Source organism: Sulfurimonas sp. (assembly GCF_016744025.1).
Classification (GTDB): domain Bacteria; phylum Campylobacterota; class Campylobacteria; order Campylobacterales; family Sulfurimonadaceae; genus Sulfurimonas.
In genome coordinates this window covers 1-11,805 of record NZ_JADGFC010000081.1, presented here as the reverse complement: position 1 = coordinate 11,805, position 11,805 = coordinate 1, and the positions used below count along the sequence as shown (strand labels likewise).

Sequence of the window (11,805 nt, the reverse complement as noted above, 5' to 3'; positions counted from 1 at the left end):
AAATACAAAACTCCGTATGAAGTGTTTTTCAGTGAAATGAGTAAAAGATTAGCTAGCTAATTTAGGTGGAAATTGCACTTGTTGTTGGAATTGGCGGTTTATATTCTTAATTTTCACATCTGCTACTGTACCATTCTTAGTTAAGTCTTCAACAACATTGTGTAGTTTTTGGCTCTCTTGTGTGGTTACAGCTGATACATCTTTTGCCTGATTAACACTTGTTTTAAAAGCAATTATCATAACCTTGATTGCTTTTGAAATTTGAGATATTTCATCTTTACCTTCAACAATTATGTCACAAGTTAAGTCAAGATTATCAGAAACACATCTGATTTTTTCTAGTGAGCTTCTAACACTTACATTAATCCCTCTAGAAATAAAGAATATAATTATAAATATTACTATTGCAAATATACTATAACTAGATAGAGTAATTATCGCAGTTATTTTTGAATTTGATTCAACCTTATCTAGTAGCAGTGTATTGTATTTTGCAAGTTCATCATCAACTTGTTTTAGAAGATTTATTTTATTAGTGATAGTTTTAAACCAAACTAGACTGTCAATTTCAAACCCGCCTACTGAAGCTTTAGTTTTTGCAATTTCTCTCATTTCATTGACTTTGCCAACAGAAGGTGAGTTCATTGTAGATTTGTAAAACTCTTTAGAATCTTGTGTAGCCATTGATAAAAATGAATCCATATATGTATCTTGTTCAGCAACAAGAGTTATCCACTTAGAAAACATGCCTGGAGCAAATTTATCTGCTCCAAATGCTCCACTTAAAACTGCTCTTTCAATTCCTGCTCTCTCTTTAGATTTTAAAAAGTTAGTATAAGCATCCAGAGATTTAACAAGTTCTTGAGTGTCAGCTAATTTTGCGGTTAATGAAACAATATTTAAGATTTTTTTATTCATCTTAGTATAGTATGCTACTTCGTCTTTTACGCTGATATTTAGTTTATCAACCTTTGAGCGTATATTATTTATCTTGCTCATATCGAGATTAAAAGCTGCAATTTCCGATTGTAGTACTTGTGGAAATGAAGACAGGTCAATAGTTAAAGTATATTTTGTAAGTTCACTGTTACGTTTAGTGGTTAGAACTCTTTGCTTAGGTAAAATATCAGCAAATTTCTTCCCTTTTGAACCAAGAAAACCAGCACTAGCACCTCTTTCTTTTTGTGTTTCATGAATTAATAATGATAATTTTTGAGAAAGTATATTTAATTCTTTAGCCTGAGAAATAACAGTTCTATCATGCAGTGCTTTATTAATTGTAATTGCAATAATAACGAGAGCGAAAGAAACAACTATAGTTGCAATAAGATTCAGTTTTAATTTAATACTCATCTTTTATACCTTACTTGCCTTGAAAGTTGAGTCTAAATTTAAATCTTTAATAAGATCCATAAGTTGATCATTTCCTATTTTCATTTTTATATCGATATTATCTTTTAGAATGATTTTATTGAAATAACCAATTACAGAAGATGTGATAGAAAGAGAATCTATAATATTAACAGTCATGCTTTTATGCTGAGCGCTTACACTGTCGACTAACTTTTTAATTTCAGCAAAATTACTAATACTTTTGATATTTCCTGTGATGTTTACAATGTTCGAAGATGATGTGATTTCCATGGATAAAACTCCCTATTTTTATTAAGTCATAGTCTATAATTATTAATCTTTTATAAAACCCTTTATGTTTAACATCCATTCTTTCATCTTTTTCTCATAACCAATATCTTTTAACTCTACAAACTTTAAAGGTTTTGATAAATAAGTTTGTTCTACATATCCGCCAAAATCATGAGGATATAAATAATTTTCACCTCTAGGTTTAATATCTGCAGGAATATCAAGCACAATTCCATCATTAACAGCTTGAAGTGCAGAGTTTATTGCTAAGTATGCTGAGTTTGATTTTGGAGATGCACAGAGATAAACTACAGCTTGAGCTAAGATGATCCTAGCTTCAGGATAACCAATTTTTGAGACACTTGTTAGTGCAGAAGTTGTTAGTGTTAGAGCTTGTGGGTTTGCATTTCCTACATCTTCACTAGCTAATATTACAAGTCTTCTTGCAATAAAATCAGCACTCTCTCCTCCATCTATAAGTCTTGCGAGATAATAGATAGCGGCATCTGCATCCGAGCCTCTTATAGACTTTATCAGAGCACTTGCTAGATCATAGTGAACACCTGCTTCACTACTTCCAGCACTAAGAGCATTTGGTCTAAGAGACTTTAAAATATCAAGTGTGATATTGTCTTGTATATTAGATGCAAACTCCAGAAGTTTTAACATAGCTCTTGCATCTCCGCCACTACTAGCAATTAGATATTCTTTTGCATCTGCTTCACAATCTAAGCTAGTATGTTTTATTGCTTTTTCTAAAAGAGTTGATAGAGCTTCATTATTAATATGTTTTAACTCAAAAAGCATAGAACGTGAACGAATAGCTGATGTTAAAGAAAAGAATGGATTTTCTGTAGAAGCACCAATAATTAAAACAGAGTTTTTCTCCATAACCGGTAGAAGAACTTCTTGTTGATTTTTTGCAAGTCTGTGCACTTCATCTATAAATATTAGAGGTCTTTGGAGAGCATTTTTATATTGGTCAAATATTTTACGGAGTTGTTCTATTTTAAGTGAGGTAGCATTGAACTCATAAAAAGGTAAGTCCATTGTTTTAGCGATAATTCTAGCTATGGTAGTTTTACCACAGCCTGCTGGTCCATAGAAAAAACTATGTCCCAATGCAAACTTTTGTGATAAAACTCTTAGTGGAGCATTCTGGGCACTTAAGTGTTCTTGACCTACTAAATCATCAAACGAAGTTGGTCTGAGATGATGTGTCAAGTCCAAGTTACTTCTTTCCTGTCTCTTTTGCTAGTTTTTCTTCAGCTTTCATGAAAGTAAATATAGCAGAATATTCGCTTCTACTTAAAAACCTAACCTTACCAGTTGGAAGATTATTTAGTTCAACTTCTGCAAAACTAATACGTTTTAAGTCAGCTACTTCTGCACCAAAATGTGCAAAAAATCTTCTGATTTCTCTATTTTTACCTTCTGAAATTGCTATCTTTAAAACTGAGTAATTATGCTCGTTTTTTTGAATCTTATAACCTAAAAAAGGTGCAAAAGTCATAGATGTTACTTTTGAGTGAGAATGTCCACCAGCAGTTGCATCTAGAAGTTCTAAACCATTCATCATAGCAGCTTCAATCTCTGGAGTTACTTCACCTTTAATCTTAACCTTGTAGATTCTCTCAAGGCTAGAACCCATTAGTGCAGTTGCTATTTTTGAAGCATCTGTTAAAAGTAAAACACCCTCAGTTGCATAGTCAAGTCTACCAACAGGTATAAAGTGTTTGTATTTATCATCTAAACCATCATAGATAGTTCTTCTACCTCTAGGGTCGGTTTTTGTTACAAGTTCACCCTTTGGTTTATTGTAAACGATAACTGTATATTTGTCTCTTTGCGTGATTTGTTTTCCACTAACGTAAACGATATCATCTCTTTCATTTACCTGAGTTGCAGGATTATCCTGTATCTCACCATTTATTCTTACATAACCATCTAGTATAACTTTGTCAGCCTCACGGCGAGAGTAGCTTGAGTGGTGTGCTATGTATTTATTTAATCGCATCATTTATGATATGCCTTTTTCTATAAGCGTATGAATATGTAGAACGCCTTTTATCTTTTTATTTTTGTCTGTTACTACTAAAAGTTGTATCTTCATCTCTTCAATGATAACAAGTGCTTCACTTGCAAGAATATCTTCATCATCTAGAGTTCTTGGATTTTGAGTTGCATATTTTATAACATTGTCTTCAAGTGAAAAGTCATCTTTTAAAAGTGCACGACGAATATCGCCATCACTTACAAGAGCAATTAGCTTATTATCTTCATCTGCGATAAAAACCGTACCTAAACGACCTTCGCTGATTTTAACAATGGCATCTTTAACTTTTGTCTCTTTAGATATTATTGGTAAGTCATCTTTTTTCATAAGATCACTTACCTTTACAAATAACATCTTTCCTAAAGCTCCACCAGGGTGAAAAGAAGCAAAATCACTTTTTTGAAAGTTTCTTGCTCTCATTAGGCAAACTGCTAGTGCATCACCTAGTGCTAAAGTAAGTGTAGTCGAACTTGTTGGTGCAATGTCAAGAGGACATGCTTCTTTTTCTACGATTACATCAATAACTAAATCACTAAATTTACCAAGAGTAGAGTTTCTATTTCTTGTCATACCAATTAGTGGGGTTTTAAACCTTTTGATATGAGGAAGAATAGAGCTAAGCTCTTCGCTTTCTCCGCTATAACTAATTGCAATTACAACGTCATTTTCACTGATCATACCTAAGTCACCATGTAGTGCTTCAGTAGGATGAAGAAAAAAACTCGGAGTACCAGTTGAAGCGAAAGTTGCTGCCATTTTGGCACCAATAAGTCCGCTCTTTCCAACTCCTGTAATTACAAGTTTACCCTTACATGCGAGAACCATTTCAACGGCATCGTCAAAGACATCACTCATGTTCTGTGATGCCTGGAGTAGTGTTTGTGCTTCAATATTTAAAGTTTCTTGTGCAATCTCTTTATAATTCATACTGTGATTATATCGTTTTTAGCTTCATAAGATATAATTCGCGTATGAAAAAGATAGTAATATTATTTAGCGGTGAAGGTTTCAACGCCCAAAACATAGTCAAAAGACTACATGAAAAAGAGTATTATGTAGCATGTGGAATTACAAATAAAAAAGATGCCAAAGGTCTTGATAAACTTCAAGAACTTTCAGTAAAAACAGAAGTTTTAGAGCATTCAAATTTTAACTCAAGAGAAGAATTTGATGAGCAACTTGTAAAACTTGTAAACTCTTATGAGCCAGATTTGGTAGTTTTGAGTGGATTTATGAGAATACTAACTGAAGTATTTACAGAAAATGTAAAAGCTATAAATCTTCATCCATCTTTGCTTCCAAAATTCAAAGGTGCAAAAGCAATAGAGAGAAGTTTTGAGAGTGATGACAAAGAAGCTGGAGTGAGCGTTCACTATGTGAGTAGTGAACTAGATGGTGGTGAAATTATCCTTCAAAATAGTTTTAAAAAGTCACAAGACGAGACACTAGATAGTTTTTGTGCTAAAATCAAGAATATAGAATATGAAATAATGCCACAGGCAATAGTAGAGGTTCTTAGGAGTTAGAAATGCAAAAGTTGTTTGAAGAAGTTGGTTCACTAGATGCAAGATGTTACAAAGAGTTTGGACTTAGTGAAGATATCTTGATGGAACACGCCGCTGAGGGAATAGCATCTTATATTAGAGACAACTTTGCAAAAAACTCAAAAGTAACTGTTGTTTGCGGAAGCGGAAATAATGGTGCTGATGGCATTGCTTGTTCAAGACTTCTCCATGTGGATTATGATGTCAGCATCTACTACACAAAAGAGCCAAAGTCTAAAATGGCTCTTCTTCAACAAAAACGATCTCGTGCTATTGGGGTAAAAGAAACTAATGAAATACTAGCATCTGATGTTTTAGTAGATGCTATTGTTGGTACTGGTTTTAGTGGTGAATTCAATCTAGAGTTAAAAAAACTAATAAATAAAATGAACTCACTTGAAGCTTTTAAAATAGCTTGCGATGTTCCATCTTCTGGTTTTTATGCTGATATGACTCTAACAATGGGTGCGCTTAAAAAGTCTATGTTTTTAGATGCAAACAAAGAGTTTATAGGAGAGTTTAGAGTTTTAGATTTAGGCCTCTCTAGAGAGATTTATGAAACTGATACTTCATGGCATCTATTAGATGAGCAAGATTTAAAACTACCAACAAGAGCACTTAAAAATACTCATAAAGGTAGCTTTGGACATTTAGCTTTAGCTTGTGGGAGTAAGAGTGGTGCTAGCATCTTAAGCTCTAAAGCTGCACTTAGATTTGGAGCTGGGCTTGTTACTCTTGTAGGTTATGAAAATGAGATGATTCCTCATAGTATTATGTACTCTCATGAACTCCCTTATAATACAAGTGCTTTAGCTATCGGTATGGGTTTGGGAGATGAATTTAGTGATAAAGAACTAGCTAAGTTTTTAAATAATTCTCTACCTCTTATTGCAGATGCTGATATCTTTCATATGCCAATAATTACAGAAATCCTAAAAAGAAAAAAACTTGTGTTAACCCCACATGCAAAAGAATTTGTAGCTCTTTTAAAACGAACTAAGCTCGCAGATATTAGTGTTGAAGAGTTACAAGCAAATCGTTTTAAGTATGTAGAGATTTTCACTAAGGCTTATCCAGAAGTTACGCTTTTATTAAAAGGGGCAAATGTAATCATCGCTAAAAACGAAGAGTACTTTATAAACCCTCATGGCACATCTGCTCTTGCAAAAGGCGGTAGTGGAGATGTACTAAGTGGACTTATTGGAGCACTTTTAGCACAGGGTTACGAAGAACTAGATGCAGCTAAAAATGCTTCACTTGCACACACTACATTAGCACAAAGTTACAAGGGTGCTGATTTTTCTCTTACACCTGAAGATTTGATTAATGGAATTGGCAACTTATAAGATAGCTTATGTTATAAATGCGACAATTAATATAAAATATACAGGATAACTTATCATGGATAACATTTTAAAAATCGGAAAATATGAACTTGGTTCTCGTCTAATTGTTGGTAGTGGAAAGTATGATTCTTTTGAGAGCACAAAAGAAGCGACTCTTGCATCTGGAAGTGAACTAATAACTGTAGCAATTCGTCGTTTAAATATTACTGACCCAAATAAAGAAAATCTTCGTGATACTTTTGCTGGAACAAATGTAAAGTTTTTACCTAACTCTGCTGGATGTGTTACTGCTGAAGAAGCTATAACAACTTTTCGTTTAATGCGTGAGGCTACGGGTATTGATCTTATCAAACTTGAAGTTATCGGAGATACTAAAAAAACTCTTTATCCTGATGTTTTAGAGACTATCAAAGCTTGTGAGATTTTAGCAAAAGATGGTTTTACAATCATGTCTTATACTTCAGATGATCCGATTATGGCTAAGAGACTTGAAGATGCAGGTTCTCATGCTATTATGCCTTTAGCTGCTCCTATTGGTTCAGGTCTTGGTATTCAAAACCCTTACAACATAGTTTTCATTCGTGAAGCGGTAAGTGTTCCTGTAATCGTAGATGCTGGAATCGGTTGTGCTTCAGATGCAGCTTATGCAATGGAGTTAGGTGCTGCTGGTGTTTTAACTAATACAGCAATCGCTCAAGCTCAAAATCCTATGATTATGGCTCAGGCTATGAAACATGCGGTTGTTGCAGGTCGTATGTCTTACTTATCTGGAAGAATTCCAAAACGTCCATACGCAACTGCATCTTCTCCAATAGATGGAATGATTCAGTTTTAGTATGAAAAAGGAATCATTCCTTTTTCTTGGACTCTTACTTATATAATAACTACTCTGTTCCTACCACTATCTTTTGCTTGATAAAGTGCCTTATCAACTCTTTTTACAAAATTCTCTTCACTTTCATGATTGATATACTCAGTAACACCAAGGGATATAGTAAGTTTGCCTACAATATCAAAATCGTACTCTTCTACCACAACTCTTAGTTTTTCTGCAAGTATTCCAGCGTGTTTTGCATCTGTAGACTGTAGTGTAATCATAAACTCTTCTCCACCCCATCTAGCAGCTATATCACCTTTACGTGTAGTAGAACTGATAATATTTGCGATATCTATTAATACCTTATCTCCAATATTATGTCCATGGGTGTCATTTACTCGTTTAAAGTGATCTATGTCTAAGAATACGATGGAGAGAGGAGATGATATAGCTTCTGATAGTGCCATCTCTTTTTCTAAAACATCATTAAGTTTACTTCTGTTAAACAATTTTGTTAAAACATCAGTTGAGGCCATATGTTCAAGCTTTTTGATTTTTACATACTCATTTGTTATTTCATCAAATGTTACTAGGTGTAGTATTTTGTCATCTGTTTTGATATCTTTAGCAAAAGGTCTAAAGTATCTATGAACTCCATCTTTTTTTATACGTACTTTTAGATTTTTAGAGTCTTGTTCTCTTCTTAAGTATTCAACCCAGTGAACATCATCATTATATGATTGGATGAATTCGCTATTGTAATCTACTTTCTCAAACATATCTGATAGATGTTCGTGTTTGTCCCTAAACTCTTGTATAGAATGATAGCCTGCAAACTCTAGTATAGTTTTGTTGGCATAGACTATATTTTGCCCATCGGCGAGTACTATAAAACTTGCATCTGTATCAATTATTTGTTGTAAAAGTTGTTTAGTAGATTCTATCTCTTGCGTTCTACGATTTACTTCACTTTGAAGTTTTTCACTATGTCTTAATTGCTTATATATAAGAAGGGTAATACTTAAAAGGAAAAATACAGCAAGAAGTTTTAAAATAATTGCTCTATTTTCTATAGACTCTGTTACAGAGTCATATTCGCTTGAGTCAAGACTTATGCTTATCCCACCTCTAATATCACCTAGAACGTAACCCTGGTGCTTGTGACATGGTAAACAATCTTTTGTTGTAACAAGAGCACCCATAAAGTTAAACTCTGCATTATTATTTAGTTCATAGTACTCTCTGATATCAGTTTTTTCTATATATTTAAGTGCTCTTCTCTCAAATGCTGTTGCTTGATTGTTAGGATTGATAGGTATTAAACTTGAGATGCGAAAGTGAAAACCTTTTATGTTTGATATCTCGGAGAGTTGTCGTGTCATCCATGCTGGATTTACTTTGATAAGGGTTAAGTTCTCATCCACTTTTAAGATGTTGTCTCTTAGGTATGGATTTGGTTTTTCACCCTCAAGAGGTATAATATAAACTCCACCATGCTTTGCAACCCATTTTCTTGTATTTACTTGATCATAAAAGTGAGTTTGAGCTTGTTTTATGAGTATCTGTTTTTGTTGTTCTACCCCTTTCTCGCTAAAAAAATCGATGTGGTAGAAGAGGCCAAAAACCGATATCGTTAAGATAGTAATAAGTAATATATATTTTTTAAGGTTAATCATTATAAATATTCTAACCAATTGAATAATAGCTTTATATTAAATCTCAATCTTACTTGATAAATGAGTCATTAGTAAAAGTTGTCCCATTCCTTCAAAAAATTTATCTACACCCATATCTTTAGCATCTAGTGCTTTTTGCAGGGCTGCATAAAAAACTAATTGAGATTCTTCAGAAGCTTGCATAAATGTATCAATGATATACTCAAAGGTCATAGTGTGAACTTCTCCATTTACATCAAAATCTATGCTTGAATTAGTATCTATGCTTTCTTCTAGGAGCAGCTTCTTACATTGCTCTTTTACTTTAACTGTCACTAAATGATTCCAACAAGGGATAACATAACAATAAATAGTCCAATTGGCGCAATATAACGAAGAGAAAAATACCAAGCTTCAAATGCAGAACCTAACTGTGGTTTTAGTACAGCTTCGATTTTTTGTTTGTCCATAACAAAACCAACAAAGATAGATACTGCAACTCCAGCAACAGGAAGTAAAATTGAAGCTGTTACAAAGTCAAGCCAATCGAAAAGGTTTTTACTTCCAAAAGTTAGGACATCTTTAAATCCCTCTATATTTGAGAGTATTGCAACTAACCCAAGTAGATAGAAAAAACTACCCATTGCTAAAGCAGCCTTAAGTCTACTCCATTTAAATCTATCAATAAAGTATTGAACCATTGGTTCAACTATAGATACTGAAGATGTTACTCCTGCAAATGCAAGAGCTGAAAAGAAAAGAACAGCAATAATATTTCCTATAGCACCCATCGCATAAAATGCTGCTGGAAGAGATATGAATACTAGACCTGGACCTTGTGCTGGATGTGAATCGTACTGGTAAAGAAAAGTAAAAAGTGTCAAACCAGCCACTATTGCTATTGTAGTATCTAAGAAAATAACCCAAAATGCACTCTTAACTAAGCTAGAATCTTTTTCTAAAGAAGCTGAATAAGTCATAATAGCACCCATACCAAGAGAAAGAGTGAAAAATGCATGACCTATAGCTGTTATGAAAGTATGTGAATTAACTTTTTCCCACTTAGGATTAAACATAAAGTCTACTGCTTGAGCAAAAGCGTCCATAGTTGTTGCATAGAAAAACAGACCAAGTAAGATTAGCATAAGCGTAGGCATTAAAACTAAATTTAAATTTTCAATACCTTTCTTAACACCTTTTACAATAATGAATGTAATAAATATAAATGCAAGTGTATGATAAAAGATTTGAGTCAATGCATCAGTTTGTAGCATACTCATAAATGATGCTTCAGCCTCAGCTACTGTAGAAGGTAGTGCAGAAAAAGATGTTACAACATAGTGAAAAATCCAACCAACAACAACAGAGTAAAAACTCATAATAGTAAGACCGGTAAAACTTTGGAAACCAGCGAACTTCCAAGCGCCTTTATTTTTAGGGGCTAATTTCTCAAAAGCAGTAACGGTATCTTGTCTTCCTAGATAACCCATTAATATTTCGGCTAACATAATAGAAAAACCAATTAGTACAACAGTTAATAAATATATAAGTACAAACGCTCCACCACCATTTTCACCTGTAACATATGGAAACTTCCAAATATTTCCAAGTCCTACTGCACTTCCTGCCGCCGCTAATATAAATCCAATTCTACTAAATCTTGCTATTTCCATGTTGTGTGATCCCCTTTAATGTGAACAAATTATACTTAAAAAAGGGAATAAATGAAAGAAATGAAAGAATTGCACTAAAAGCATTGACATTTAAAACATTATTGACTATAATTTCGCCTCATTAATCAGCGTAACGCTAGGTTTTTGTATAGGTCGGGGTGTAGCTCAGTATGGTTAGAGTACCTGGTTTGGGACCAGGGGGCCGAAGGTTCGAGTCCTTTCACCCCGACCACTTTTTAAATTTAAGTTTATATCATTAATATGGTGAGATTAGCTCAGTTGGTTAGAGCACTGGTTTGTGGTACCGGGGGTCGCGGGTTCGAATCCCGTATCTCACCCCATAAAATAGATATATAATTAACATAAATAATAATGAATGATATAGACGCGTTCGTGGCTCAACTGGATAGAGTTTCGGATTTCGGCTCCGAGGGTTATAGGTTCGAATCCTATCGGGCGTACCATTTTTTTATAACAAATGTGCGCTCTTAGCTCAGCTGGATAGAGCAATGCCCTTCTAAGGCATAGGCCAATGGTTCGAATCCATTAGGGCGTACCACTAATTGTAACCTTATTTTCTTTTAAGAAAACTAGGATATAATTTCGAACTTTTTAATTATGTTAAAAATCACATGCGGATGTGGTGAAATTGGTATACACGCCAGACTTAGGATCTGGTGCCGCAAGGCGTGGAGGTTCAAGTCCTCTCATCCGCACCATTTAAAGAAATAGCGAGCTTTAAGCAACTTTTAGAAAAGTCAAAAACCTTATAAAATAAATTCTTTGGGTACTGTATAGGGTACGCTTTAAGAATAAAAACTTCACTCCTTAAAATCAAATTCTTTTTCAAACTAATTTATAAACTTAAGCAAAATAATCACAATAATATAATTATTCATACCCCATATATTCTGATATATCTCTATATGATTGATTTTCAGGATTTCCCACTCAGGCAAAAAAACTCAAAAACTATCGCCAATTCCAACAACAAGTGCAATTTCCACCTAAATTAGCTAGCTAATCTTTTACTCATTTCACTGAAAAACACTTCATACGGAGTTTTGTAT

11 protein-coding genes and 5 tRNA genes are annotated in these 11,805 nt (G+C 33.8%); 8 read left to right on the top strand and 8 right to left on the bottom strand.

Annotated elements, in window-relative coordinates; genetic code table 11:
- Positions 1 to 48: 48 nt before the first annotated feature.
- The 5 genes from QZZ48_RS10930 to QZZ48_RS10910 are packed head-to-tail and all read right to left on the bottom strand — an operon-like array spanning position 49 to position 4,627.
- Entirely contained in the window at positions 49 to 1,353 is a 1,305-nt protein-coding gene (locus QZZ48_RS10930; protein ID WP_294965609.1) for a nitrate- and nitrite sensing domain-containing protein, read from the bottom strand.
- Between the two features lie 3 nt (positions 1,354 to 1,356).
- Positions 1,357 to 1,644: a hypothetical protein gene (locus QZZ48_RS10925; protein ID WP_294965607.1), complete on the bottom strand. Its 288-nt coding sequence runs from the start codon at positions 1,642 to 1,644 to the stop codon at positions 1,357 to 1,359.
- Positions 1,645 to 1,686: 42 nt separating this feature from the next.
- Complete coding sequence (locus tag QZZ48_RS10920; protein WP_294965604.1) at positions 1,687 to 2,874, bottom strand: replication-associated recombination protein A; 1,188 nt, start codon at positions 2,872 to 2,874, stop codon at positions 1,687 to 1,689.
- A 1-nt stretch (position 2,875) separates the two neighbouring features.
- The gene (locus QZZ48_RS10915) at positions 2,876 to 3,664 is read right to left on the bottom strand and encodes a pseudouridine synthase (protein WP_294965601.1); all 789 of its coding nucleotides are present in this window, start codon (positions 3,662 to 3,664) and stop codon (positions 2,876 to 2,878) included.
- Entirely contained in the window at positions 3,665 to 4,627 is a 963-nt protein-coding gene (locus QZZ48_RS10910) for a KpsF/GutQ family sugar-phosphate isomerase (protein ID WP_294965598.1), read from the bottom strand.
- A gap of 44 nt (positions 4,628 to 4,671) precedes the next feature.
- On the opposite strand from QZZ48_RS10910, the gene purN reads away from it, so the two are divergent.
- The 3 genes from purN to QZZ48_RS10895 are packed head-to-tail and all read left to right on the top strand — an operon-like array spanning position 4,672 to position 7,425.
- Positions 4,672 to 5,226 carry a phosphoribosylglycinamide formyltransferase gene (purN, locus tag QZZ48_RS10905; protein WP_294965596.1) on the top strand — a complete coding sequence of 185 codons (555 nt, stop codon included), beginning with the start codon at positions 4,672 to 4,674 and terminating at the stop codon, positions 5,224 to 5,226.
- 2 nt (positions 5,227 to 5,228) lie between these two features.
- Positions 5,229 to 6,590 carry an NAD(P)H-hydrate dehydratase gene (locus QZZ48_RS10900; RefSeq protein WP_294965593.1) on the top strand — a complete coding sequence of 454 codons (1,362 nt, stop codon included), beginning with the start codon at positions 5,229 to 5,231 and terminating at the stop codon, positions 6,588 to 6,590.
- A 55-nt stretch (positions 6,591 to 6,645) separates the two neighbouring features.
- A complete protein-coding gene (locus QZZ48_RS10895) occupies positions 6,646 to 7,425 on the top strand; it encodes a thiazole synthase (RefSeq protein ID WP_294965591.1) in 780 nt (259 codons plus the stop codon).
- 38 nt (positions 7,426 to 7,463) lie between these two features.
- Here the strand turns inward: QZZ48_RS10895 and QZZ48_RS10890 are convergent, their stop codons facing one another.
- The 3 genes from QZZ48_RS10890 to QZZ48_RS10880 are packed head-to-tail and all read right to left on the bottom strand — an operon-like array spanning position 7,464 to position 10,735.
- The gene (locus QZZ48_RS10890; RefSeq protein ID WP_294965587.1) at positions 7,464 to 9,083 is read right to left on the bottom strand and encodes a diguanylate cyclase; all 1,620 of its coding nucleotides are present in this window, start codon (positions 9,081 to 9,083) and stop codon (positions 7,464 to 7,466) included.
- A gap of 36 nt (positions 9,084 to 9,119) precedes the next feature.
- The gene (locus QZZ48_RS10885) at positions 9,120 to 9,398 is read right to left on the bottom strand and encodes a hypothetical protein (protein WP_294965585.1); all 279 of its coding nucleotides are present in this window, start codon (positions 9,396 to 9,398) and stop codon (positions 9,120 to 9,122) included.
- Positions 9,398 to 10,735 (bottom strand): sodium-dependent transporter, encoded by a 1,338-nt coding sequence (locus QZZ48_RS10880; RefSeq protein WP_294965582.1) that lies wholly within the window; start codon positions 10,733 to 10,735, stop codon positions 9,398 to 9,400. The genes QZZ48_RS10885 and QZZ48_RS10880 overlap by 1 nt, the downstream gene beginning before the upstream one ends.
- Positions 10,736 to 10,889: 154 nt before the next feature.
- Between QZZ48_RS10880 and QZZ48_RS10875 the strand changes: the two genes are divergently transcribed.
- The 5 genes from QZZ48_RS10875 to QZZ48_RS10855 all read left to right on the top strand — a co-directional run bounded on the left by QZZ48_RS10875 (position 10,890) and on the right by QZZ48_RS10855 (position 11,454).
- Positions 10,890 to 10,967 (top strand) — tRNA-Pro (locus QZZ48_RS10875).
- Between the two features lie 32 nt (positions 10,968 to 10,999).
- Positions 11,000 to 11,076, top strand: a tRNA-His gene (locus QZZ48_RS10870).
- A 46-nt stretch (positions 11,077 to 11,122) separates the two neighbouring features.
- A tRNA-Arg gene (locus QZZ48_RS10865) sits at positions 11,123 to 11,199 on the top strand.
- A gap of 18 nt (positions 11,200 to 11,217) precedes the next feature.
- Positions 11,218 to 11,294, top strand: a tRNA-Arg gene (locus QZZ48_RS10860).
- 75 nt (positions 11,295 to 11,369) lie between these two features.
- Positions 11,370 to 11,454 (top strand) — tRNA-Leu (locus tag QZZ48_RS10855).
- Positions 11,455 to 11,805: the final 351 nt, after the last annotated feature.